Source organism: Sphingobacterium sp. CZ-2 (genome assembly GCF_004526235.1).
Lineage (GTDB): Bacteria > Bacteroidota > Bacteroidia > Sphingobacteriales > Sphingobacteriaceae > Sphingobacterium > Sphingobacterium tenebrionis.
In genome coordinates this window covers 22,775-48,818 of the sequence record NZ_CP038159.1, presented here as the reverse complement: position 1 = coordinate 48,818, position 26,044 = coordinate 22,775, and the positions used below count along the sequence as shown (strand labels likewise).

Annotated in this window: 27 protein-coding genes; 5 read left to right on the top strand and 22 right to left on the bottom strand. The window is 38.1% G+C overall.

Features of this window, described 5'->3' with window-relative positions:
• From E3D81_RS00225 to E3D81_RS00200, 6 genes are all read right to left on the bottom strand, one after another.
• On the bottom strand, positions 1–762 hold the full coding sequence (locus E3D81_RS00225; protein WP_134776018.1) for a hypothetical protein: 762 nt from the start codon (positions 760–762) through the stop codon (positions 1–3).
• A 66-nt stretch (positions 763–828) separates the two neighbouring features.
• On the bottom strand, positions 829–1,680 hold the full coding sequence (locus tag E3D81_RS00220) for a glucosaminidase domain-containing protein (RefSeq protein ID WP_134776017.1): 852 nt from the start codon (positions 1,678–1,680) through the stop codon (positions 829–831).
• Between the two features lie 10 nt (positions 1,681–1,690).
• Entirely contained in the window at positions 1,691–2,140 is a 450-nt protein-coding gene (locus E3D81_RS00215; RefSeq protein WP_167554205.1) for a glycoside hydrolase family 73 protein, read from the bottom strand.
• 78 nt (positions 2,141–2,218) lie between these two features.
• The gene (locus tag E3D81_RS00210) at positions 2,219–2,854 is read right to left on the bottom strand and encodes an O-methyltransferase (RefSeq protein WP_134776016.1); all 636 of its coding nucleotides are present in this window, start codon (positions 2,852–2,854) and stop codon (positions 2,219–2,221) included.
• A 209-nt stretch (positions 2,855–3,063) separates the two neighbouring features.
• On the bottom strand, positions 3,064–3,696 hold the full coding sequence (gene folE / locus E3D81_RS00205; protein ID WP_134776015.1) for a GTP cyclohydrolase I FolE: 633 nt from the start codon (positions 3,694–3,696) through the stop codon (positions 3,064–3,066).
• Positions 3,697–3,717: 21 nt separating this feature from the next.
• Positions 3,718–4,131, bottom strand: coding sequence for a 6-pyruvoyl trahydropterin synthase family protein (locus E3D81_RS00200; protein ID WP_134776014.1), 414 nt, complete (start codon positions 4,129–4,131; stop codon positions 3,718–3,720).
• Between the two features lie 49 nt (positions 4,132–4,180).
• On the opposite strand from E3D81_RS00200, the gene mqnB reads away from it, so the two are divergent.
• The 4 genes from mqnB (at position 4,181) to E3D81_RS00180 (ending at position 8,508) form a co-directional block, all read left to right on the top strand.
• Positions 4,181–4,807 (top strand): futalosine hydrolase, encoded by a 627-nt coding sequence (gene mqnB, locus E3D81_RS00195; RefSeq protein ID WP_134776013.1) that lies wholly within the window; start codon positions 4,181–4,183, stop codon positions 4,805–4,807.
• 76 nt (positions 4,808–4,883) lie between these two features.
• A complete protein-coding gene (locus E3D81_RS00190) occupies positions 4,884–5,870 on the top strand; it encodes a pyruvate dehydrogenase complex E1 component subunit beta (RefSeq protein WP_099365711.1) in 987 nt (328 codons plus the stop codon).
• 146 nt (positions 5,871–6,016) lie between these two features.
• The gene (locus E3D81_RS00185; protein WP_134776012.1) at positions 6,017–7,465 is read left to right on the top strand and encodes an IS1182 family transposase; all 1,449 of its coding nucleotides are present in this window, start codon (positions 6,017–6,019) and stop codon (positions 7,463–7,465) included.
• A gap of 302 nt (positions 7,466–7,767) precedes the next feature.
• Positions 7,768–8,508 carry a hypothetical protein gene (locus tag E3D81_RS00180; protein WP_134776011.1) on the top strand — a complete coding sequence of 247 codons (741 nt, stop codon included), beginning with the start codon at positions 7,768–7,770 and terminating at the stop codon, positions 8,506–8,508.
• Between the two features lie 61 nt (positions 8,509–8,569).
• Here E3D81_RS00180 and gcvH read toward each other — a convergent pair whose 3' ends face one another.
• Positions 8,570–8,950 carry a glycine cleavage system protein GcvH gene (gene gcvH, locus E3D81_RS00175; protein WP_134776010.1) on the bottom strand — a complete coding sequence of 127 codons (381 nt, stop codon included), beginning with the start codon at positions 8,948–8,950 and terminating at the stop codon, positions 8,570–8,572.
• Positions 8,951–9,024: 74 nt separating this feature from the next.
• On the opposite strand from gcvH, the gene E3D81_RS00170 reads away from it, so the two are divergent.
• Positions 9,025–10,218: an anhydro-N-acetylmuramic acid kinase gene (locus E3D81_RS00170; protein WP_134776009.1), complete on the top strand. Its 1,194-nt coding sequence runs from the start codon at positions 9,025–9,027 to the stop codon at positions 10,216–10,218.
• An 82-nt stretch (positions 10,219–10,300) separates the two neighbouring features.
• Here the strand turns inward: E3D81_RS00170 and E3D81_RS00165 are convergent, their stop codons facing one another.
• The 15 genes from E3D81_RS00165 to E3D81_RS00095 form a co-directional block, all read right to left on the bottom strand.
• Positions 10,301–10,963 (bottom strand): DUF2461 domain-containing protein, encoded by a 663-nt coding sequence (locus E3D81_RS00165; RefSeq protein ID WP_134776008.1) that lies wholly within the window; start codon positions 10,961–10,963, stop codon positions 10,301–10,303.
• A 4-nt stretch (positions 10,964–10,967) separates the two neighbouring features.
• Entirely contained in the window at positions 10,968–11,765 is a 798-nt protein-coding gene (locus tag E3D81_RS00160) for a phosphatidate cytidylyltransferase (protein WP_134776007.1), read from the bottom strand.
• Positions 11,755–11,985: a putative signal transducing protein gene (locus E3D81_RS00155; RefSeq protein WP_134776006.1), complete on the bottom strand. Its 231-nt coding sequence runs from the start codon at positions 11,983–11,985 to the stop codon at positions 11,755–11,757. Before E3D81_RS00155 ends, E3D81_RS00160 begins: the two co-directional genes overlap by 11 nt.
• Positions 11,963–12,892, bottom strand: coding sequence for a CPBP family intramembrane glutamic endopeptidase (locus tag E3D81_RS00150; protein WP_134776005.1), 930 nt, complete (start codon positions 12,890–12,892; stop codon positions 11,963–11,965). The genes E3D81_RS00155 and E3D81_RS00150 overlap by 23 nt, the downstream gene beginning before the upstream one ends.
• On the bottom strand, positions 12,892–13,557 hold the full coding sequence (locus E3D81_RS00145; RefSeq protein ID WP_134776004.1) for a DsbA family oxidoreductase: 666 nt from the start codon (positions 13,555–13,557) through the stop codon (positions 12,892–12,894). Before E3D81_RS00145 ends, E3D81_RS00150 begins: the two co-directional genes overlap by 1 nt.
• Positions 13,558–13,686: 129 nt before the next feature.
• Positions 13,687–17,001, bottom strand: coding sequence for a S41 family peptidase (locus E3D81_RS00140; protein ID WP_134776003.1), 3,315 nt, complete (start codon positions 16,999–17,001; stop codon positions 13,687–13,689).
• Between the two features lie 151 nt (positions 17,002–17,152).
• Complete coding sequence (locus tag E3D81_RS00135; RefSeq protein ID WP_099367181.1) at positions 17,153–17,893, bottom strand: zinc ribbon domain-containing protein; 741 nt, start codon at positions 17,891–17,893, stop codon at positions 17,153–17,155.
• Positions 17,894–18,046: 153 nt separating this feature from the next.
• Entirely contained in the window at positions 18,047–18,607 is a 561-nt protein-coding gene (locus tag E3D81_RS00130; RefSeq protein ID WP_134776002.1) for a hypothetical protein, read from the bottom strand.
• A 784-nt stretch (positions 18,608–19,391) separates the two neighbouring features.
• Complete coding sequence (locus E3D81_RS00125; protein ID WP_134776001.1) at positions 19,392–20,270, bottom strand: DNA-methyltransferase; 879 nt, start codon at positions 20,268–20,270, stop codon at positions 19,392–19,394.
• A complete protein-coding gene (locus E3D81_RS00120; protein ID WP_134776000.1) occupies positions 20,264–20,530 on the bottom strand; it encodes a hypothetical protein in 267 nt (88 codons plus the stop codon). Before E3D81_RS00120 ends, E3D81_RS00125 begins: the two co-directional genes overlap by 7 nt.
• 10 nt (positions 20,531–20,540) lie before the next feature.
• On the bottom strand, positions 20,541–21,380 hold the full coding sequence (locus tag E3D81_RS00115) for a type II restriction endonuclease (protein ID WP_134775999.1): 840 nt from the start codon (positions 21,378–21,380) through the stop codon (positions 20,541–20,543).
• Positions 21,381–21,384: 4 nt separating this feature from the next.
• Positions 21,385–22,290: a DNA adenine methylase gene (locus E3D81_RS00110; RefSeq protein ID WP_134775998.1), complete on the bottom strand. Its 906-nt coding sequence runs from the start codon at positions 22,288–22,290 to the stop codon at positions 21,385–21,387.
• Positions 22,291–22,715: 425 nt separating this feature from the next.
• On the bottom strand, positions 22,716–23,642 hold the full coding sequence (locus E3D81_RS00105) for a hypothetical protein (RefSeq protein ID WP_134775997.1): 927 nt from the start codon (positions 23,640–23,642) through the stop codon (positions 22,716–22,718).
• 401 nt (positions 23,643–24,043) lie between these two features.
• Positions 24,044–24,310, bottom strand: a complete 267-nt coding sequence (locus E3D81_RS00100; protein ID WP_134775996.1) for a hypothetical protein — start codon at positions 24,308–24,310, stop codon at positions 24,044–24,046.
• Positions 24,311–24,727: 417 nt separating this feature from the next.
• On the bottom strand, positions 24,728–25,999 hold the full coding sequence (locus E3D81_RS00095) for a tyrosine-type recombinase/integrase (protein ID WP_167554204.1): 1,272 nt from the start codon (positions 25,997–25,999) through the stop codon (positions 24,728–24,730).
• Positions 26,000–26,044 lie beyond the last annotated feature (45 nt).

Genomic DNA, 26,044 nt, shown 5'->3' with positions numbered 1-26,044 from the left:
TTAATTTTCTTTTTTGACATCCATTTTTATATCTGGCAATTCTCGCAAAGGTCGTAAATTTGGGTGTAGTTTATAGACTTCGTACATTTTTTTTACATGTATACCCAACTCTTCCTTGCTCATCGTTGATATTTGCTCATAGGATGGTTTAAAGATTTTCATGAACACCTGTAAATCCTCCCCTTCCAATCCAATCAGATTGTGCACAAAATCGGGTGTAAAAACATATTCTACTACGTTCTGCTCATGCAGTTGACCGATATGTGTGGTAAATCTTCGGGCATTCTTGGCCTCTTTACTGATCTTGCTATAGAGATAGTCTATGCTCAGACCCGCCCCTGATGGACCAACGGAAAGTGCTTCCCGAGGTGCTGCCAGATCAAAGGCTTTTTTATAATCGCGCTTCATCTCATCCAGCACATCATCCGGATTCCTACGCCCTACAACACGAATCTCCTGAATTTGTTTGACAGCTTCCTTTAAATAGATGATCAAGGCTGGTTGTTCCTTGATTTCAATGGTGTCTGAAATATAACCGGTTTTCCGAATGATCAGCTGGTCTCCCGGACTGACCAGGATATCAAACTCGCCCCTGGAATCGTTATAGGATTTCTGATTGGTATTCACATTCCGGATCAAGACCTCTCCCACGCGTTGCTTATTGAAGGCATCATACACAATACCTTCCAACCTTCGCTGAGCAAAGCCTGAGTGCGGAATAATAAAAAGTCCGAATAAAAGAAAAAGTAATAGCGGTTTCACTCCTATAAAACTACATGATAGATGAATAGGATGCTAATATTTAACATCTTTTAATAGCTCTTGTAACTATTTTGATACGACCAACAATTGCCCGACCGACACGGCATCGCCTGTAAGCCCGTTCATTTCCTTCAATGCAGCAACTGTAAGGTTGTTTTTAGTCGCGATAGCGGTTAGTGTGTCCGAAGCTTTGACTTCATAGATCTTCATGGCCACTGGCTTCTTGATTTCCTCTACGGGAACAGGAGGCTCTACTTCAGCCTTCTTCTCAATGATCTGGTCTACCTTTTCGGCCCTGGCCACAACTTCCGTTTTGCGTTCCGGAATATCATATTGCTGCAGGTTGTACCGTTCGATCAGATCGATCAGAAGCTGTGGATACCTCGGATTCGTAGCATAGCCCGCATCCTTCAATCCCCTCGCCCAACCTTTATAGTCGTTCTTACTCAGTTGGAAAAGTTTCTCATAGCGTTTTCTCAATAAGAATTGGGAATGGTCTCTGAAGGATTGTTCAGGATTGTCATAGACACGAAAGCAATCGTTGGGATTGTCATCCGATTTGGTAACTGATCTTCCGCTCCAGGTTCCTCCGCATTTGATTCCGAAGTGATTGTTCGCACGAGTAGCAAGGTCGCTGTTTCCATTTCCGGATTCCAAGATGGCTTGGGCAAGTTTGATACTCGCCGGTATACCATATTTGTTCATCTCTTCGATGGCAATTCCTTTGTATTTTTCGATATAGAATAAGCCAGAGACAGAGGTTCCTCGGTTACCAGAAGTCGTTCCTGTCCTACCCGTGGAGGAGGTTATGGTGCCTTGCGATTTGCCTTGCGGACTTTTCACCACCGATCCCCTCTTCGTTCCACATGAAACAAAAAATAAGGCCAATATTAAACTGGCCAGCCATACCTTCTTCATCTAAAAGAAATTAATTAAGGTTTGTTTTTTCGTCGTACTTCTCCAGATCGTAACGGTCGATCGTGGAAATAACTTTCCTCGACCAATCACTCGTTTCCGAATAGCCAGAACGTGCAATCCCTTTTACCCAAGATTGATAATCCTTCGAATCATGCTTCTTGAACAAAGGTTGAGTCGCCTTTCTACGCTGCAACAGCCCTACGAAATCACGGTAAGATTCACTCGCTGAATCGTATCCCTTATAAGCGGAACGGATCTTCGTGCTGTTGTTCTTCCCTTTGATTCCAAAATGGTTGTTGAGATAACGTGCGATACGGCTATTGCCATATGCACTTTCATGGATGGCAACCGCCAAGATAACAGAAGCTGGTACCCCTGTTTCACGCATAAGCTTCTGCGCAGCCGGGCTGTGCTTAGCGATATACGATTTTGTCGTGTAGTCTTGAGCGAATACGCTCATAGATGTCAATGTAGTAAGTATACATACCACAAAAATCTTTCTACAATAATTTAGCATAAAACCTGTTTTAGTTTAACACTACTTCTTGCGTAGCACAAAAAGCCCATCTCTGATTGGCAATATCAACTTCTCTACCCTATCGTCACTTGCCAGTGTTTGATTTAATTCAATTATTTGTTTTGTTTGATTGTCCGGCTTATCATCAAAAACCTTGCCCTTCCATAAGACATTGTCAATTAACAATAATCCTCCCGGTCTTACCCGGTCAATCAGTTCATTGAAATAGTATAGATTCCGCTTCTTATCTGCATCAATAAATACTAAATCGAATATACCTTCGATCTTCGCGATCACATCGGCTGCATCTCCTATATGATATACAATCTGGTCCGTATAGGGTGATTCATCAAAATACCCTTGAACGCGTTCCTGTTGTTCCTCATTGATATCAATGGTATGAAGTTTTCCTCCTTCGGCTAACCCCTCTACTAGACATAACGTGGCGTATCCTGTAAAGGTGCCTATCTCTAAGGCTAAGCTCGGTTGGACCAATTTGCTCAACATCGAAAGGACTCTACCTTGATAATGTCCCGATAACATATGGGGCATGGTTTCTCTCAAGTAGGTCTCTCGATTGACCCTTTTCAACAACGAATTTTCACCGTCCGTAGTATCTTCCAAATAGGCTTCTAAGCGTTCAGATTCTTCAAACATACCGGGCAAAGATAGGAATTAGGGCCTTACCATTCCAAGCAATTTTTATTAACACACTCATTATCAAAATCTTGCTAAGTAACAAAGGATGTCCAAATTTGCCTTAAAACGGGATTTTTTATTTTTATACCAATTGTGGAAAAAGTGAAAAGATCATAAAAAAACCCACCATATGGCGGGTTAAATATTTATTAAATCTTCTTTAAATCTTAATCCAAAGAAGCCGTGATCAATCGGATGAATTCAGAACGGGTTACATCGTTTTGGAATGCACCGGTAAAAGCAGAAGTTGTGGTTACGGAGTTTTGCTTTTGTACCCCACGCATCGCCATACACATGTGCTTACATTCAATCACTACCGCTACCCCCGCAGGGTTTAGGGTTTCTTGAATACAGTCGCGGATTTCGTTGGTCAAACGCTCCTGAACCTGTAATCTTCTAGCGAAGATATCCACCACACGCGGGATTTTGCTCAGACCCACAATATGTCCGTTAGGGATATAGGCGATATGGGCCTTTCCAAAGAATGGCAACATATGGTGCTCACACATCGAATACACTTCGATATCCTTCACCACGACCATCTGGCTATATTCCTCTTGGAACATGGCTCCACGCAATACTTCCGCAGGATCCACATCATAGCCATGGGTAAGAAACTGTAAAGCCTTGGCAACACGCTCCGGGGTCTTCTCTAAACCTTCACGCTTAGGATTTTCGCCGATAGCCTCTAATATATCCACATAATGTGCGGCAATTCGTTCAACATTTTTCTCGTTGTACTGATCTATTTTAAGATAGCCATCTTGCTCGGCCTCTTCAAATTGTTGAAATTTGCTCATTTCGTAATTTAAATTTGGGGATTATTCGCCGAAATATTCGACATAGTTGTTTTCCGTTTCATGCAGACGGACGGCATGTAGAAACACCTTCTCTTGCTCAAAAAACGGCTTAAGGATGTTGAAGATCTCCACAGCGATCACTTCGGTGGAAGCCATCTTGTCTTTCATGAAATCCACATCAAGGTTAACGTTCTTATGGTCCAATTTATTGATGATCTCTCTGATGATGATGTCTTTCATGCGTTTCAGGTCAATCAGGAAGCCTGTTTCCGGGTTGATATGTCCCTTCACAGTCACAAAAAGGTCGTAATTATGGCCGTGCCAATTGGGATTGGAACAGTTGCCAAATACACGCTCGTTTTCCTCTGGAGACCAGTCTTCACGGTACAATTTATGGGCGGCGTTAAAGCGTTCGCGTCGTGTAATATAAATCATAGTACAAAGATAAGGCAAATAAACGTAATTTAGTACTTTCAGATAATATATGAAGATACTGCTAGTTGCTGCCACAGAGCTTGAAATTGCAGATTCCATTTCCAGCATTCAAGAATTCGATACGGATTATTTGGTTACCGGGGTTGGCATGGTCGCTACGGCCTATGCGATGGGTAAGCACCTGGCCAACAACAAGTACGATCTTTTGTTGAATGTGGGCATAGCCGGCACCTTCAATCCTGCGGATGAAATGGGAACTGTAAAACGGATTGTGTCCGACCGCATCTTTGATCTGGGTGCCGAAACCAAAGATGGCTTTATGCCGATCGAGGAAATGGGCTTTGGCAAATCGATCTTTCAGGAGCGGCTGCCAGGTATTTCATTAGGTCAGTCCTTTGAATCGTTAAAGAAATCAACTGCTATAACTGTTAACAGGGTGCATGGTCGGAATTCCAGCATTGAACAGCTCAGAAAAACCTTACCCCTTGATTGTTTGGAGAGCATGGAAGGCGCTGCTTTTTTCTATGTTGCGGAGGAGCAGAACTGCCCTGCCATACAGGTCCGTTCGATCTCCAATTTGGTGGAACAACGCAATGTATCCCACTGGGACATCCCGAAAGCCCTTCAAGAACTCAACAGTTGGCTGCAGGGTTTTCTACGTTTGCATCGAAAATAGTACAATGCCGCTACGGAAATTCAAGAAATAATAGTATTTTTGCCTAATCTAAACAAACGACATTATCGGTATACTGATGAGAGAAATACAATTCAGAGAAGCACTTCGTGAAGCGATGAACGAAGAAATGCGCAAAGACGAAACAATCTTTTTAATGGGCGAGGAAGTCGCTGAATATAATGGTGCTTACAAAGTAAGTCAGGGTATGCTTGACGAATTTGGCGCTAAACGTATAATTGACACGCCTATTGCAGAGCTTGGTTTTGCTGGTATTGGTGTTGGTGCAGCCATGAATGGTCTAAAACCAATCATTGAGTTCATGACATTCAACTTTTCCTTGGTTGCTATTGACCAGGTGATCAATGCCGCAGCAAAGCTTCACCAGATGAGCGGTGGACAATTCTCTTGTCCGATCGTTTTCAGAGGCCCAACCGGTAATGCGGGACAACTAGGTGCTCAACACTCCCAAAACTTTGAAAACTGGTATGCAAATACCCCAGGATTAAAAGTGGTTGTTCCATCAAACCCATACGATGCTAAAGGACTTTTAAAATCATCTATCATCGATCCAGATCCAGTGATCTTCATGGAGTCTGAGGTGATGTATGGTGATAAAGGAGAAGTTCCTGAAGAAGAGTATTACTTAGAGATTGGTAAAGCGAATACCATCCAAGAAGGTACGGATGTAACGATTGTATCTTTTGGTAAGATGATTCCTCGTGTGGTTATTCCTGCAGTGGAAGAATTGAAAAAAGAAGGTATCAGCGTAGAATTGATCGACTTACGTTCCGTACGTCCTATCGATTATGCAGCGATCATTGAGTCTGTTAAGAAAACCAACCGTTTGGTGATCGTAGAAGAGGCTTGGCCATTGGCTTCCATCTCTTCAGAAATCACTTTCAATGTGCAAAAGAATGCATTTGATTACTTAGATGCACCTATTATCCGTGTTACATCTGCAGATGTACCTTTGGGCTATGCACCAACGTTGGTAGAAGCTTCACTTCCTAGCATCGCTAAAGTGGTGAAAGCCGTTAAAGAAGTATCTTATATCAAGAAGTAATTTTAGCTTCTCTATAGAAAAGGCCTTAGCATTCGTGGAGGGCACTGAAAAAGTCCCCTTTTAGAATGGGCTAAAAAAAGGAGTGGAAAACAACAGTTTTCTGCTCCTTTTTTCTTATCTTAAAGTAGGCTTTAACGGATATCAGGATGCTTTCTACCCAACAAAAAATTCAGTTCAGTTCCTATTCGGGATTGTACGATATCATTGTTCCAAAAGACAATCTACTTCGCAAAATCAACGATCTTATCGATTTCAGTTTTATACATGAGGAACTTTTGGAGAAGTATTGCCAGACCAATGGGCGTACAGCAGAGAGCCCCATCAAGATGTTCAAGTACCTTCTGTTAAAGACGATCTACACCGTTTCGGATGTTGATGTTGTTGAGCGTTCCAGATATGACATGTCCTTTAAATACTTTCTGGAAATGGCCCCTGAGGAGGATGTGATCAATCCAAGTTCGCTCACCAAATTCCGTAAGCTACGGTTAAAGGACATGGACCTATTGAACCTGTTGATCAATAAGACCGTAACGATCGCTCTTGAAAAGGGTATTATAAAATCAAGGTCCATCATCGTAGATGCCACACATACCCATTCCAGATCGAACCCATACACAGCACAGGAAGTGCTAAAGGAACGATCCAAGCTGTTGAGGAAAGCAATATATCAGATCGATGAGGACTACAAAGGGCGCCTACCACAAAAGAACGAGTCCAACGACCTGGACCAAGAGCTTGCCTATTGCAGGGAATTACAGAGAGTGCTGGATCAGGATCAATCTATCAGTGAAATACCGGCTGTAAAAGAGAAGTTGAACCTGTTGAAGGAAACCATCGAGGACACAAAGGAATACTATCTGCTCTCAAAAGATGGTGAAGCCAGGCTTGGACATAAATCAATGGACAGCAGTTTCTTTGGCTATAAAACACATCTGGCAATGACCGAGGAACGCATCATCACAGCAGCGGTCGTTACTACAGGCGAGAAAGGTGATGGTCCGGAACTGCCCCGATTATTGGAGATCAGCCAGCAGAATGGAATGGAAGTGGACACGATTATAGGCGATGCCGCATATTCTGGAAAGGACAATCTACGGCTGGCAAAAGAACAGAACATTGATATCATCGCTAAATTGAAACCGGCAGTCAGCCAGGGATCCAGGAAAGAAAGCGATCACTTTCACTACAATAAAGATGCGGGGATGTTTGTCTGTCCAGCTGGCCATCTAGCAATCCGGAAGGCCCGTCAGGGCAAAAAGAACATAGGTAAAAATCAAGCAGACACGTATTACTTCGATGTGGATAGATGTAAAGTTTGCCCTCTCAGGGAAGGATGTTATAAGGATGGGTCAAAAACAAAGACCTATTCGATAACCATTAAATCCGAACTCCATAAAGAGCAGATGGCTTTCCAGCAAACCTATCATTACCGGAGCAAGTCTAAGGAAAGGTATAAGATCGAGGCAAAGAACAGTGAGCTCAAGAATGTCCATGGTTATGGAAGAGCAGATTCCTATGGCATCCAAAATATGGAAATGCAGGGTGCAATGGCCATCTTCACGGTAAACTTGAAAAGAATCCCGAAATTGATCTAAAAAGGAGGAATATTACCTCAAAATCAATGGATTTGAGATTCTGAAAGCCTAAATAGCCACTCATGGTCGATTAAACCTTCAATAAAACCATTAAAAAACAAATTTTCAGAAATCCTTAGAACAAAAATGACCGAGTAAGATAAATCTTGTACTCAGTCATTTCTTTAAATCTCATTAAAAAGTTGAGACTTTTTCAGTGCCCTCCATTCGTGTTGAGGCCTTTTTATTTTAACAATATTTGCTGATTATTCTTTATATTTAAAGAGAACTTTTAAAAATCAGATTACTATTAACCATAATTCATGAGAAAATTATTCTTATTATTTCTGTTGGGAACAGCTGTTTCCACAGTGAGTGCACAGACTACCGAATTTAAAATCAAACTGCCATTAAACAAAACGTTTACCCAAGTTGCAAAAGCCAAAATTGATGTGGAAGGAGGAACTGGAGGAACTATAATGGATATGAATATCAAGACAGAAATGACGGCCAGCAAATTGGAAAACAATATTTACACCGTTGATAACGTCATAAAAGCGGTAAAAATTGATCTTGATGCAGGTATGGCACAAGGAAGTTATGATTCTGAAAACCCTTCAGACGATGAAATTGGAACCATCTTCGCGGCACAGTTTGAACCATTACTTGGTAAAAAGATGGCAACGAAAATGACCGAAGCGGGCGCAGTGAGCAGCGAAGATGAAGGGACAACCGCTCTTAGCCCTTTTGAAAACCTAACTTCTGGATCTGTATTACCGGATAAACCAGCGGCTCCAGGATATACATGGACAACCAAGGAAACTGCAAATGAAATGACAGTAATTAGGAATGCTAAATATCTTTCCAAAACAGCAGAGGGATACAATTTTGAATTTACAGGAGATATCCAAGATTCATCAAATACCAAAATAGGTAATTATTCAGGTACCTACATATTAGATACCAACACCCATTACCCAAAAGTAATGACAATAAAAATGAAATTGGATCAAGATGGGCAAACCATCAATTTAGATTTGAACAATATCGTCCAAGGTTTATAACCTTCCCATAAAAAAAGAGGCAGATCCGTGGATCTGCCTCTTTTTTTATGTATTAAAATACTTATGCGTTAACTTCTGATTTATATTGATCAGCAGAAAGCAAGCCATCAACATCAGCAACATTGCTTAATTTAACACGGATAATCCATCCTTCACCGTAAGGATCAGAGTTAACCAATTCTGGAGATGCATCGATCGCATCGTTTACTGCCAATACTTCTGCATTAACAGGCATAAAAAGATCAGATACAGTTTTTACCGCTTCGATAGTTCCGAAAACCTCATTAGCAGCAACCTCTTCACCAACAGTATTGATATCAACGAATACGATATCGCCTAATTCGCGTTGCGCGAAGTCTGTAATACCAATAACAGCTTCATCACCTTCCACACGAATCCATTCGTGGTCTTTGGTGTACTTTAATTCTGAAGGAAAATTCATGTCGTAATTATTTGTTTTTCCTTCAAAAATAGGATTAAGAATGCATATTACAAATTTAAATGTATTTTTATCCTATGAATACCTGCATCGAAAGCCTTTACCGCATCGCCCAGAAAAAGGAACGTTTGATCCTCGGATTAATGTCCGGAACTTCCCTTGATGGTCTAGATATCGCGCTTTGCCGCATCAGTGGTTCTGGCCCAAGCTCTAAAATCTCACTTGAAAAATTTATAACCCTGGATTATCAGGATGATTTCCGGAACTGGATTAGGGAAATATTCGCCAAAAGGCAGATTGATCAACAGCTACTCTGCGGAATAAATGCTTATGTAGGCAGCACACACGCTGCTTTAATCCTTGAAGCATTAGCTTCTTGGGGCTTAGCTCCTGCGGATATAGACTTGATCGCCAGCCATGGGCAAACCGTCTTTCATGCGCCTCAATCCCTGACAAAAGACCATCGCTTACCCAATAGCACCCTACAGATCGGAGATGCGGATCATATTGCTGTTAAAACAGGTATCATCACCCTATCCGACTTCCGGCAGAAACATATTGCCGCCGGTGGCGAAGGTGCTCCTCTAGCCGCTTATGGCGATTACCTGCTCTTTAGCGACCCTAAAGAAAACAGGATCTTATTGAATATTGGAGGTATCTCCAACTTTACCTTCCTTCCAAGCATCGGTTCGGAACAAAAAGCCTATGCTACCGATCTGGGTCCTGGAAACACCATAATGAACCAGTTCATGCACCAACATTTCGGATTGGAAATGGACAAGGATGCTGAGATGGCCAACAAAGGGAAAGTACAGTCCGAACTGCTAGATCTATTGCTGAATGAACCCTTCCTGAGCCTGGGTTTTCCAAAAACCACCGGTCCAGAGTTGTTCAACCTCGCCTACCTGGAAAAGAAAATAAAAGATAAAGATCTGGAAAAGCTTTCCAAGGAGGATATCATGGCAACGCTCAATACCTTCTCGGCCAAGACCATGATACTGGGAATCCAAAAAGCCACTGCAGAACTGGAAAGTTTTCAGGTGTATGTAAGTGGTGGCGGACTCCATAATCCGCTGTTGATGAAACAGCTGGAAGAGACCTTTCCTAATCAGGTTCAGTCTTTCTCCAATTTAGGAATAAATCCTGATGCCAAGGAGGCTTGTCTATTTGCGGTGCTGGCCAATGAAACCGTAGCAGGTAATCCAGAAGATGTGAAAAACATCAAGAACTCCCCTGCTGTCTGTATGGGAAAGATCAGCCTCCCTTTATAAGTGCTGTTTGATAGTAATAAGCGCTTTTTGATGTTTATAACCTCTGATAGATAAACTCTAATAGACGGATTAAACTGCTTTATTATTGCTCAATCGCCTGATGAATAAAATCCTTAAAAGGAATCATCGAGGAATAGGTCTCAATTACCGTATTTAAAGCCTTAGGAGACTCCATTTCCTTTCTGCTAATATTCTTATGCAAGATAAAGCTTCGGTGCTTTAAAAGGTCTATATTCGGGTTATCTGCCGCATATCCTGCAGGAGGTCGCTGCAATCTATCTTCTGCAGACATTTCCTCCGCTTTCCAGCCCCCTTTTTCCAATGCCTTGAACAATTCCTCCGCACTGTAATCGATCTCCTGACGAATGGAATCCAAATGTTGCTTTTCTGGCCTCCAATAGCCTACCGCCAAAAAAGTTCCTTCCGGTTCAATATGGATATAATATTCCGGCCCGGCCAATTTTCGGCCATCAATGGAAATACCCGCTGCAAACCAGGATTTATAAGGATCCTTATTCTTTGAAAACCGAACATCCCTGTAAATCCGGAACAAGCATTTCTTTGCAGAGATATCCGTATTGATGTGGGGATCCAATTTTGAAAGCTCCAAAATGATCGCCTCAATAAATGCCGTTACATTCGCTAAAGCAGCCTCATAAGCCGGTTTATTTTCCTGGAACCACTCTCTGTTGTTGTTCTCTTTCAGGTTGTTCAAGAAATCAAAAGTAGATTTTTCGATCTTCATGCTATTAAAATAAAGTCAGTACGATAAAAACCAATGGTGCAGCGATCAGCAGTCCATCAAAACGATCCAGAAAACCACCATGGCCAGGCAAGATCTGTCCGGAATCCTTAATGCCTAAGCTTCTTTTCAACATGGACTCCACCAGGTCACCTAAGGTTCCAAAAATCCCGATGATCAAGGCCATAGAGATCCATTGGATCTGCGTTAGTCCTACAAAATAATGGTTCAGTAATAAGGAAACCAAAATTGCCAGGACTACCCCTCCGATAAAGCCTTCCCAGGTTTTATTCGGGCTGATACGTTCAAATAATTTATGTTTTCCTAATGCTCTGCCCGATAGGTAAGCGCCCGTATCATTGGACCAAAGCATGATCAAAAATCCCATCGGGATATTCGGATTGAAGGTTGTATCCAAAAATCCCAACCCGATAAAAAACAGAAAAGGAACACAGCCATACCATAATCCCAAAACGGTATAAGCAATATCATGGAAAGGTTTTTCCCTTTTGAGGTACAGGGAAGAGATGAATAGGAGCGAAACCAAAGGAACCGCCAATAACAGGCTCAAGGGCTGAAGCTGACCCAAAAAGACCGCCGAAGCCAATAGCGCCATTACTGCTGCGCAGATCGTTCCTATCCACATCAGCGGTTTGGTATCCGCCGTTTTGCAGATCCCGAAGAACTCCCTTGCGGAAAAAACCCCCAACAAAGAAAAAAAGGCCGCAAAAACATAGGCATTGAAGATGGTTGCTGCCACCAGAACCAGCACAAAAAAGAAACCGGTAATCGCTCTAGTCTTCATGCTCTAGGTCTTCTTCGGAGAAACTATCGATAAGGGCAACGGCCTCCAATTGATGTTCCCTATCAACAAGCAGTTCAATGTTTCCAAAAACAGGATAAGAAGAATCCTGTTTGTTCATCAATACGGCCGGAATATCATTTTCAACCAGCATCTGTTTCACGATCTCTGCCCGGACCCGGTCTGTATAGGTCCTTATTTTAACCCAATTGGGATTGCTCATAGATTTTCTTTTTATGGGTAACCTGATAAAAATAATAGCCCAATGCTATGCTAAATACCACACTCAATATATAATAAACAGTGGAATAGGATTCCATGTTCTGTAAATCTTGAAAAGATTTTCCTTGTTTCTGATAATAGTAGGCGACCAAAGTCACGGTAAAGTTATTGATAAAATGGCCAAATATCGGCACCCAGATGTTTTTACTCCAATAAAAGGCATAGCCAAAGATCAATCCGAGGATCATCCTTGGAAAGAAACCATAGAATTGCACATGGATGGCCGAGAAGATGATGGCGGTTAACCAGATGGCAACATGCATATTGGGAATGATCCGTCCCAGAATACCCTGCAATGCCCCACGGAAATAATATTCCTCCACAATGGCCGGTACAATCGCCATGACCAAAATATTCAACAGTAGGCCAGGAATATTATCCACCATAACAATATTTTCGGTCAAATCGGCCATGCTGTCTTCCTTATCCCGCATCCATTCCTCTACGCCTCCAAGCGAATCCGGCAACATCATTTGCTGGTTCAAACGGCTGATCCATTCCATGCTGGGATTAAAGGCCAGCAGAAACAAAAGCGTCAATAAAAGCAATTTGAATATATGTGTCCTTTCGGTAGGAAAATAATCGAAGACCTGTTTTTCACGTTGTTGGAGCAACAAGGCTGGAAACAAGAATGTTCCGAGGCTGCTCACCATCAATGAGGTATAAAGGAAACCCTTGGAACCCATGACGCTGCTCATATCCTGACTTTGCAGGATGGATCTAAAATCACCTGAAAACAGCAGATAGCCAATTACCGCAATAAATTGGGTGACAAAGGCACATACCAATGTCAAGATCAATAAAAGGAACAGTGATTGCCAGGCTGAGCCCTGCTTTTGGTAATCCATTAATTATTCGTGATTTCTGGTTTGTTATCCTTCCATTCCTGAAAACTCTTTTCCAAGACCTCTGTAAATGCTTCTACGCCTTGGGCGCCAGAAACAGCATATTTACGATCAAAGAGAAAGAATGGTACGCCGCGGATACCGATCTGTATGGCCTCGTGCAGATCCTGCCTTACCGCCGTTGCATACCTATCCGTCTGTAAAGCCTCTTTGGCTTCTTCTGCTAATAATCCCACCTCAGTAGCCAACTGTACCAAAACCTCCTGTTTCTCTATGTTCAGACCCTCTGTAAAATGGGCCTCGAACAAGCGTTCCTTCATTTCCTTGGCTTTCCCCTTGGATGCCGCAAAATGGATCAACTCATGGGATTTAAAGGTATTTGCAGGAATATTGGTATCAAAATTAATATCCACGCCTGCCTGTTTCCCCATTTGTACCACATGATTGGTCATATCCTTCGCTTGTTCCATACTGATCCCCTTGGAACGGCTTAAAAACCCATAGGTACTATCGCCTTCCACATGGGTATATTCCGGGTTCAATTGATAGCTCTTATATTGCACTTCAATATCCTCCTTGAATGGTAAAGCATTTAAGGCTTTATCAAATTGATGTTTCCCGATATAACAAAAGGGACACATAATGTCTGACCAGATTTCTATTAGCATACTCAAATTTAGCAAGATTTCCCAGTATCTGGAAAAACAAAGCAATTTGGATCCAACAAAGCAACGGATACCCAACAAAAGAAGCCATACCCCAAACGGATATGGCTTCTCCTTATTTATTAAAATATATTAATTCACCCGAACCGGATCTTTTGGTTTTTTAAGTTCCTTGTATGGATAAGTTTTCATTTCCTCCAACAACAATTGAACTGTTTTTTCCAATTGTGGGTCTCTACCTTCGATCAGGTCCTTCGGCGTCTGCTCGATAAAGATATCCGGTGCTACCCCTTCATTCTCGATGATATAGTTTCCATTTAGGTCAAATACCCCGAAATTAGGTGCTGTAACACTTCCTCCATCCAACAATGGCGGGTAACCACTGATACCGACCAAGATTCCCATAGTAGTCCGACCAACCAATTTTCCCAAACCTTTATGGCGGAACATATACGGCATCATATCTCCTCCAGAACCAGCATTTTCATTGATGATCATCGCTTTAGGTCCAAAAATTCCATTACCTGGAGTCGTGAAGCTTTTTCCATCACGGATTCCCCAACCGGCAATCAGATCCCTCGATAATAGGTCGATCACATAATCGGCCACCGAACCTCCACCATTGTTACGTTCGTCCAATAAAAGCGCTTTCTTGTCCATTTGCGAGAAATAATACCTGTTGAAAGAGACATATCCCTCTCTACCTGTATTTGGCATATAAACATAAGCAATCTGGTTATTGCTCAGCTGGTCTACTTTTTTGCGGTTTCTTTCTACCCATTCTTGACGACGAAGACCAACTTCGTTGCCAAAAGAGATCGGTTTTACCACCACATCCTTCGCACCGGAAAGACTTGGTTTATCATTCACCTTCAGGTTGACCTGTTTTCCAACCGTATTATCGAATAAGCTATAGATATCGATATCTGCTGTCAGTTCCTTACCATTTACAGCCAAGATATACATACCTTCATAAATGTTCAAACCAGGCTCTGCCAATGGCGCTTTAAAAGAAGGGTTCCAGTCCATACGGTTATAGATTTTGGAAATCTTATAACGGTTATTCTCGATCATATAATCCGCGCCCAAAACTCCCGAAGAAACAGAAGGTGCAGATGGTTCATCGCCAGGATAGATATAACTATGCCCAACAACCAACTCGCCCATCATTTCGTTCAATAGGTAACCCAGGTCCGAACGGTGGTTTACATAAGGAAGGAATTTCTCATATTTTTTCTTTACAGCTGCCCAATCCGCACCATGCATGTTCTCCACATAGAAGAAATCCTGCTGCATGTTCCAAACCTCATTGTAGATCTGTTTCCACTCCTGTTCTGGTTCTACCAATAATTTGATGTTATCCAATTTCAGTTTACCACTTTCACCCTGAGGTTTCTGACCCGCATTCACGATGTAATAACCTTGACGGTTGCTGTACAACATCTGTTTTCCATCTGCAGAGATGGTAAATCCGCCGGCGTTCTCTACCAACGATTTCTCTTCCAGTTTATTCAAATCGAAGGCATAGATAGTACGATCGCGTGTATAGATCAATTGATTCTCCACATGCCCATCAAAGCCATAGGATCCCGCAGGGATCGGTAAAGCCATGATTCTGCTATTAATGTTGGCGAAATCTACCTTGATATCTTTGGATTTCTCGTTTTTAGCATCCGATGATTTAGGATCAGCACCTTTTTTATCAGCTGATTTTCCATTAGACTTACTGTCTTTTGCATCCTTATTCTCTTGCTCCTTCTTTTCCTCTTTCTTCGGTTCATCCGATTTTACCGTTTCTTCATCACTTTCGTTCTTGAAAATGGAAGGCGTTTCGCTGGATAATAGGAAAGCGTAAGCATTGTATTGCGGACGACGGTCGTATGCGGTCATGTGCAGTCCGGAATTGGTCAAACCTACATCAGTACTGCTCAGGAATACCAGGTATTTACCGTCTTTGGTAAAGATCGGAGAAGACACATTGCTCATGCCGTCTGTGATCTGTTGGGTCTGCTTGGTTTCCAGGTTATACATGTTCACTGCAGAAACACCATTAGGCAATGTTTTTACAAAAGAAAGCCATTTGGAATCTGGCGACCAGCTAGGTTGGAACATGTTATAGGAACGTCCGGTATGGGAGCCTAAATAATCATCAGCCACTTTTACCACCTTCTTGGTATTGACATCTACATAATAAAGGTTAAGATGTGAATCATTGAAGAATAACTTCTTGCTATCAGGCGACCATGTTGGTTGAAAATAGAAATTGGTTTCTCCTAATTTGATATGGATCGGCTCGTCCACAGCCTTTTGATCACGCAATACCAATTCATATTTTCCATTCTTGTCAGAAAGGTAGGAAATCCATTTTCCATTTGGAGACCAAGCCGGAAAACGCTCATGGCTTCCTGGAGAATTGGAGATATTACGGGCATCACCCTTATCTTTTGGTACCGAGAAGATCTCGCCCCTGGATTCGAACAACGCTCGCTGCCCAGTTGGGGAAATCTCCCAACCACGGATACTTTCATTCAGATCCGCATATCTGGAGCGTTTGTACATTGCGTCCGCATTCAGGCTGATGCTGATCGGTTGTTGTTTTTTACTCGCTAAATTCATGATATGGAGTTTACCAGCCTGTTCGAACACCAGTTCAGCACCATTTCCGTTCAAGGTCCTGACATCATAATCAGCAAACTTCGTTAGTTTCTCCACCTGTTTGCTCTTCACGTCATAGCTGAAAATGTTTACTGTTTTATCCCGATCAGAAAGGAAATAGACTTTATCGCCCAACCAAACCGGTTTTACATCATTACATTTTTCACCTGGAACGATCTGAATATCGTTGGTTTTGGTATCAAAGATCCAGATAGAAGGCATACCACCACCGCGATAACGCTTGAAAGCCACACGGTCGCGTTCAGTAGGATCGCTGTTTTTGATGTATGCCCAATAACGACCATCTGCCGATGGTGAACCCTGGTAGGCCTCTGGCATAGGCAAAGGATAATCTACGGAAGCATTGATCTTGGATTTGTAAAGACGGCTTCCTAGGGAATAGGTAAGCTCTCTTTGGGTAGTGAAGTAAACCTCGTCATTGGAGATCCAACCCCTCAAGACATCTGATGCCGGATGGCTGGTGATTCTCTTTGGTGCTCCTCCTTGTACTGAAACCACATAAACATCGGTATTACCATCGTAGTTTCCCGTAAATGCGATTTGGTTTCCATCGGGAGAGAACATTGGGTTCTGTTCGACTGCTGGGTTTACCGTTAGTCTTCTTGGGTTCTGGCCGTTTTTATCCGCTACCCATATATCACCTCCATATACAAAGGTAATGTGCTTGTCACTTATACTGGGATTCCGTAATAATAAGGTCTCTCCAGCTTGTTGGGCCATAACTAATTGACCTGCCGAAAGTGCAAGAATGGTTAATATTGATTTTAACATATTCATGATTTGGAATGAAGCCTAAAAATAGGAAAATTAGACTGTTTATTGTTATTCAGGCGGTTCTATATCTTAAATATTACCTAATTGTTAAAAAAAGAAGGGCTACCTGATGAACAGATAGCCCTTAAAAATATTATTTGAAAGCAAATTACGATGCTTCTTCGTTTGCAATTTCCTCATCAACCAGGATACGACCACAGTGTTCGCAGATGATGATTTTCTTACGTTGACGGATTTCTGACTGCAATTGAGGTGGAATCTTGTTGTGACAACCTGAACAGCTATCACGCTCGATAGAAACGACTGCCAATCCATTACGGAAAGACTTACGAAGTTTCTTGATCACCTTCAATAGACGCTCTTCGATTTGGGTTTCAGCTGCCGCAACATCTTTCAACAAATCATCTTCTTCAATCTGTGTTTCCGAAGTGATGGTTTCCAATTCTTGTTTTTTGCCGCCCAATTCGCCTTTGCTGAAATCAACATTCTTCACAGTAGCATCATAAGCTTCTGTTTTGTTCTTGATTTCGAACTCAGCTTCACGAATACGTTTTTCACATACCTGAATTTCCAATCCTTGAATTTCGATCTCTTTAGAAATAGCATCGTATTCACGGTTGTTTTTTACTTCATTAAGTTGTGATTCGTATTTTTTGATGGAAGCTTGCGCATCTTTGATCATGTTTTTACGTTTCACAATCGAGTCTTCTAATTCATCCAACTCATTGCGAATTTTTTCGATACGGGTGTCAAGACCTGCGATCTCATCCTCTAAGTCTGCTACCTCAATAGGTAACTCTCCACGTACCTGGCGTATCTTATCAATTTTTGTTTCAATTGATTGCCACGCCCATAAAGCTTTTAATTTTTGTTCTACGGTTTGTTCCATTAACTGTAGTATTTAATAGGATATTTTGTAACTTGTTAATAAACAGCTAAATGCAGCTAGCTTTTAAATCCTTTGGTATCAATTTTGGTTCAAACTAAGTTCTTAGTTGATTTTTAACTCCAAAAACAGAACATTGGATAAGGTGCAAAGATACTAATTTTTGTTGAATAGTTTTTTATTGTTTTTATCTTCCATTTTAGCTTTTACAATTTTTTTACTATCCTGACTAGCCATATCTTTTGGGGGTGTTAATGCTTGCTTAACTCCCTCCTGTACTTTGTCCCTTATTCCAGTAAGGACGTGGTCAGGAATAACAATATTATTATTCTTCAATTCTTTATTTAAAACATCATTGACGATATTAAGTATATTAATTACATTGCTGTCATCCTTGTGATATAATAGGTCTCTAACCGTAGCGTAACTCTCCCTTAGTTCCGAAATAAATAATCTAATATGTAATTGTAAGGATAGCAATTCTAATTGTTGGTCGGGGGCTATATTCATGGCTTCGCCATGAGCCCCCTCTAAATATTCATTATTATTTTCTATTAATTCATTAAGAAAACTAACCAATTCAGTTATTTGCTCATTCGCTAGACAATAGAGTATCTTATTTTTATTTTCATCACTGTAATAGTTTAAAATATTATAAAGATGTATTGAGGGTTGCAATAGGATTCTAATAGCTCTATTTTCATAACTGCTGTTCATAGCTCAAATATAGCCGTTTTAAGACGTTATTTATAGGTGTGGATACATTAATAATTTTATAAAAATAATTGATTGTAGGGCTTACCTGTTGTGTTATTTGAGATTTTAGAGATTGTTAAATAGACACAAACATCTCCTTTAATTCAATTGTTGATTAAGATATGATATTGATTTTCAAATTGTTAACCGTAGTAGACGTATTCCGTAATTGTTTATTTGGGAGTTGAATAACTAATAAAACATAGAATATTCCTTGATATCCCGTTATTTTATTTATCTGAAAATGAATTATTTAGGATTATTTTATTGTAAAAACCCACTACAGTTTATACCGTAAACCGTGCAAATAGTATTAAATAAGCGGATACCGTATTGTAAATGACAATTGAATGAATGAAAAAAGCGCCTGTTCTGGGGCTATATAAAGGGGGTATTTTTAAAAAGAGGGGGGGGTATTAGAGGGCACTGAAAAACTATCCATTAAAAAAGGGCTTATGAATTTTTATGTTCATAAGCCCTTATCTTTTGTCTATTTGAATGCTTCTATATTTTAAGTCGCAGATACTCGATTCTCAAAGGGTTTAACACATGGTTTTCAAGCATTTTGAAACCTCTAAATTTTTAAGAAGACTTTTTCAGTGCCCTCGGGTATTACAAGGTTATTTTAATATTATATTTAGTGTATTCAAGATTTATATTTTGGATATCATGTACATAGGTATCTAAAGTAACTCAGTTATATTTTGCGTTGCTAAATAATCCAATTCACTAGAGGTTCTTTATTCTAGAGTAATAATTCATTTTTATATTCTATATTAGATTTTTCAACAAAAAATGATTCCAATTCGTTTTTGATATTAAAATCTTTAATTTTTTGTTTGTAATTTAATACCGTTTCTAAATTCTCTATTTCAATTTTTCGATTTTTGCTTATTGTTAAAAAATTCTCATCTTTATCAATTCCCAAAAAACATCTGTTCGTAAGATTAGCGGCAATTCCAGTTGTTGAACTTCCAGTAAAAGGGTCTAAAATCCAAGCGTTCGGCTTTGTTGAAGCCAAAATAAGTCTTGTTAAAACTGACAATGGTTTTTGTGTTGGATGTTTTCCACAAGATTTTTCCCAAGGTGCAATTGCTGGCAATTTCCAAACATCCTTCATCTGTTTATCTCCATTGAGTTTTTTCATTAATTCATAATTGAAATAATGTGGGATTTTAGGATTTTTTCTTGCCCAAATTATTTGTTCAGTCGAATATGTAAAATATCTACACGAAAAATTTGGTGGAGGATTTGTTTTTTCCCACGTAATGACATTTAGAATTTTGAAACCTAAATCATTTAAAATTTGACCGATAGAAAAAATGTTGTGCATTGTTCCGCTAATCCAAATTGTAGCATCATCTTTCATTTTGTCTCTAACCAATGAAAGCCAATTGCGATTAAAATCGTTTATAAATTCAAATCCTTCTGATTTATCCCATTTACCCTTATTTACGCTTACAATTTTGCCATTTTGTATAGTGAGTCCGTTGTTTGATAGAAAATATGGTGGATCAGCAAAAACCATATCGAATTTATGCTCAATTTGAGGCAAAAGTTCCATTGTGTCTCCATGAAGAAGATAAAAATCTTTGTCGTTAGATTTGAAAAAGGGACTTAGCATTTATAACTATCTACAACACCATTAAAATAACCTAAAGAATATGCAGCGTGTGGACTTCTATGTCTTCTGTCACCCTTTTGACTTTCTTCTAATTCATCTAAAACATTAGCCAAATTGATATTTTCAGCTTTTTGTAAACCATGTTGATAACCAATTTCGTAAGCACAAGAAGCACATTTATGTCTTCCAATACCTTCTTGTCCGATTGGTAAATCTTTTACTATAATATCAGTATTATCGTGTATTTTATTACAAGCCATATTTTTATTTTTAAAAAGTTAAAACTTCTTCTGCCTGAATTTTATTAATAAATTCTTCAAGTGTGATAAGATTATACAAACTTGAAATTATACTAAACGCTTCTTCCAATTTGTTTTTTGCAGAAAACCAACCTTGTCCGTCTGTAATCCAAACAAATTCATAATTTTTGTATTGATTGATTTTTGGAGCAACGTCGGAATAAGCTCTTGCTGTTTCATTTAATTTTGAACCGCCACTATTATAATAGTTAGTTTCAATTAAATAAGTTTTAACTTTTGTTTTTATTACAAAATCAAATCTTTTTACATCAGCACCCAAACTTATAATTTCTGGAAAGATAGTGTTATTTACTTCCTTTTTATAAAAGATTCCTGCCTTGTCAAAAATTAGTGAAACAGCTTTTGACATATTATCACCTCCTCTATTTTTTCTTGCATTAGTATCTAATCCTACCTCAATTCCAAAAACGTAATCAACCAAATTTGTTACATCTTTATTTCTAAACACTTCTGCTAAACCAGTTTCATGTATGTATTCAAAAATTCCTTCAGGTGAGTTGAAATACGTATCAAGTAATACAATTTCTCCATTGTTATTGAATGTTTTTGCTTTTTTATTTTTTCTTATAGCAATCAAAATATCTAAAACCTCAAAAACTTTTGGGTTTTCTTCGTAAAGTTCATTTATAGCTTCTTTTAAATTTTCTTTACCAATTAAATAATTCAACTGATTAAGCTTAATAGATATTTTATTTACGTTTCTTTTAATTTTTTTAAAGTCAGTAAAATAGTCAAGCGTAGCATTAGTTTCTGAAAACTGTGATAGAAAACGTTTAAATTGCTCAGACATATATTTAAATATTTTTATTATTAGTAATCAATAATTCTGTTAATTTTCCTCTTTTGTCGGATTTTGCATTTATGTTTCTTCTCGCATCAACTCGTTGAATGTTGAAATCCGAATATAAGTCGTCAAAAAAATTATTACTTACATCTTTTCCTTTTACATCAGAATTACTTAAAATCCAAGTATGATTTAATTCGTCTAATTTTGAACAAAAATCTTTTAAACGAATTTGTTCTTCATCATTGAACTCATCTTTTGCATATGAATTGAAACTCGAAGTTTCGCTTAAAGGTTTGTATGGCGGATCGAAGTAAAACAACGAATTACTACTTGCGTAGTTCAAAGTTTGTTCATAATCTCCTTTTAGAATTTCTACTTTTTGAAGAGCGTTATTAACAGCCATTATATTTTCTTTGTCGCAAATGGTTGGACTTTTATAACTGCCCATTGGTACATTGAATAAATTTTTGCTATTAACTCTATACAAACCATTGAAACAAGTACGATTTAGAAAAATGAACAAAGCGGATTGTACGCTTTGTTCTTCTTTTCTTGTATTGTACAATTCTCTTTTATGGTAATAATAGAGTTTTTTATCATCTTCTTTTCCTTCCAAATTATGAAATTCATTTTGTAAAATTTCAAGAATTGAAATTAATTCTTTTGGATTTGAAGCAATGGTTTTATATGTGTTTATTAAGTCTTCGTTGATATCATTAATTACAGCCTTTTCAAGTTTTGGAAAGTTATCTGTTATCCAAAATAAAACTGCACCACTACCAACAAAAGGCTCGATATATGTAAAGTTTTTATTTGTTACTTTAGTAGGCAAATTACGTTCTATATCGTTTATAAGCTGTGTTTTTCCTCCAGCCCATTTAAGAAACGGTCTTGCTCTTTTATTTTCATTCATTCTTATCTCTATTAAACTATACTTTTCAAATTTACGATAATTATATATTGAATCTCTAAATTTTTATACTTGCTATGGTAACGAAGTTAAATAAATCTTCAGAGGCGCAACTTCATGCCTTCGCTATTCGCTAACTTGTACCTAATTAAGCGAAATCATTAACGCCAATTATAACAATTTTAAGATACTATTATTAAGAATGAACGTCATTATTAATCCGTAATAATAAGCGATTGTAGGCTTTATGTGAGCGTAATTAGCGGGTATTATTTAATGAAGAATTGAGAATATTAAAAAAGACATAGTAATCTATAAATTTAAAATTTTCCTAAATAAAAAAGCCCTACTAATTTAATAGTAAGGCTTAATGAAAATAAGGCATTACTGTTGCCAATACATATATAATTTATTTGATAAATTGCGTATTAAGATGCTAAGGGTAAATTTAAAAATTGTTCAAACATTCTCATGTCGTAGTTAGCTCTATTATCTTTTTTCACTATGAAAGAGATAGGCGTATTGGCGTTGATTCCATATACTTCATATTCAATTACATTTGAATTGTAATGGTCTAATTTCTTAAACATATAACTTAAAACATTTCTAATTTGTTGATGCTTAGGTTGAAGTTTAGTATTACCTATTTTCTTAACTGTCTTCTTTCTGAACTTACTGTAAAGCCATCTATTATTTAAATAGTTATGAATGTTTAAAGCATTTGGCTTATCTAGTTTTAATGCTAAATGAGCGTGCCAATTGTTCTTTAAATTCTTTTCATACCTGACGATGTAATAATGTATTTTAATCTTGTTTTCTTTCTTTATGTAGTCTATATAATCATTTACTTTTTCCGTTAATGATTCAAGGCTAACATTAGCCTGCTTAACGTATTTATCCTGTTGGATGTTATAAAAATACTCATCAAATGTTTTAGTCTTTTTAGCTTCAAACTTATTAAGTATGTATTTATCCGTATGGTTTAAAGTCAGGAAATAATCAAAATCAAACATTGAATACATATTCATTAACCAATAGCTTAGCATCTTATTTGAAGGCTTAGGCTTAAATGTAATAGTATCGATAATACCGTTGCTAAGGTTTTCTTTTTGTTCAAGACTATTACAATTTTTTAGAGCTGTAGTTAGCTTTTTCCAATTCTTATTAGCTTGTTTTTGATTCTCTTTGGCTTGTTCAGGTGTTAACTCAATTGGTCTACCGACTTCCCTAATCCTGCATTTCCGTCTCCGTATATTACGTAAGATATATCTCTTTTTACCTTTAACTTTAAGAATGTTATTGGTTACATTGTATATTGAAATACAACTTATATTCTTAATTAAATTTAATGTCATAATTAATATCCACCTGTTTGTTTACACCTAAAGAAACTAGTAGAATAATTGCCAGTTCCTTTTTTTTATTTTATTTTAAAATCTCTGTGATTGTCGGGGGGCTTTTTAACATGGCTTCGCCATGTAGCCCCCTCGTATTATGGCTTACCCCGTAAACCGTTTTTAGACTAATATATTTCAACAACTGCCGAAACCCAAATTAGATACCTTACTTTTTTTTCAATGACTGGATGCGGTGAACCGCAACCGATAAGTAATTATTAATAATTGACTGGTTGAGGTAATCCCTCAAATCCGTGTATCCGTAATTTTTCAAATACTTTGAGATTATTGAATACTCAAAATCATTCAATCTTAATCCTCTTACCTGTGATGCTCTTTTGGTTCTAATCATATTTTTTTTATTTTAAAATTTTTTCGTTCACGAATTGGATGTATGCATATCCATCCTCAATACTTAGCAGGTAGTACCCCCCTGCATAGTCGAATGAGCTAAATTCATTCTCAAAGCCTTTTACACTAAATAGACCACTGACATAACTATCCGTAGTATTATCAATTATATATTTCCTTGTTCCTTTATTCCTTATCTGCCATTCGTGACCGTTAATATTGAATGTCTGATTAACTGTTAATTCATACACTCCGCTTATGTTTGTTTGTGCCATTGTTGTTTAACTATATATATTAAGTAAGTGTTAAACATTTATATATAAATAGTGTATTTCGACATTTATTTAACCATTAATTATATTTTATTGTATAACGTGTTGATTGTCAATGATATTACTTTTGTAACAAAACATCTACAATTAGTAGGCTAAAATTTCAGGCTAAAAAATTCCCAAAAAATTTTTAAAGCGAATTTCTTTAAATAGGGCACCTCAGCGAATACCGTAATCCGTGTTAATGGTATCGAATAAGCGGATACCGTAATTAATGTGACAATAGATAGGGAAAATAATGAATGGTAGAGGGGTACTAATAGAGGGGTTATTACCAGGTTTTAGGTAGGTTATTACAAGGTTATTTAGTGGGGGGGCTTTATAACATGGCTCCGCCATGTAGCCCCCAATTACAATGTGTTATTTTAAGGATGGGAATGCAGGCAACTTAGCCTTGTACTGTCTTGCGTAAATCTCTGCAATCTCTGTTTTTTTATGAGCCGTATATTCCATTACCTGCTCAATGCTCCAATTGTTATCTCTAAGATATACTACACTAGAATGTTTATAACCGTATAGGTTTTGACCTGAACCAAATATTCTAGTTAATGATGGATTATTTTTATATGCTTTAATGATTTGCTTATTCCTGAAATGATTAAATTTCAATGTGTAATCCTGTCTATCAGACTGATTTATTCCGAATAGTTGATACTGCTTTTTTTGACCTCTTATACTATCTATCATATCATAGCCAAACAAATAGCTATCCTCATTAACATCATTAGTATTTAAGTATTCTACAATGATACTTTTAAGTTTTGGATTCAATTGTATTGTGACTGCCTTATTGGTTTTAATCTTTGATGCAGGAATATGTAGAGTCTCATTATTAAGATTAAAATCCTTTAGTTGTAACTTTACTAATGTGTCAGGTCTATGAAGCGTATAAAATATGAATTGTGCCATTAGCGATAGTTCCGTACTACCGTATTCTTTTAATTGTTCAAACGATTCTAATATGTTTTCACTATGGATAACCTGATGTTTTTCAGATTCATTAAGAGTAATTGACTTTATTACTTTAAGTGGGTTTTTAACCGTTTGCTCTTGAATATCTATAATGAAATTGTATACCATCCGATGGTAGTTAAGCAGGTCATTGTAGTAGCTGTCCGATATGCTATTTGCTTTCAGGTATTGGAAATAAGATATATATAGATACTTATCCGCATTGGATAGAGTAATGTTTTCATTATTGATTGAGACTAAATAATCTCTAAAAGTATTGTACTTAGTTTGGTATTGAATTAAGGTACTTGGTTTAATTTTCTCCTTAGTTTTATAATCAATAAAATCCTGATAGTAGCTAAGTAGGCTTAACTCATTTGAGGGTAGTAAAAATGCTTTGGTAGTAGGATTAAATTCTCTATGTTCAATCCATTGTAGATAATTATCCTTTATGCCTGCAATTAGGCGTAACCGTTCCTCACTTCTTTTTTTAATTTCTGCTTTATTGAGGTCTTTTGTAACAGTAAAATACTTAGTATTTAATCCATCCGAGTATTTTAAAACCTGTCTTTGACCATCTAAATAATAATAAACATATACCTTGCAGAGATTACCTTTAGCTTCAAAACTGTGTCTAGGCTCTGTAAACCTATATTTTTGATTCAATTCATTAACTTTCATAGCTATATTTTTTGGTATCAATTTTGGTTCAGAATGTATAATTTC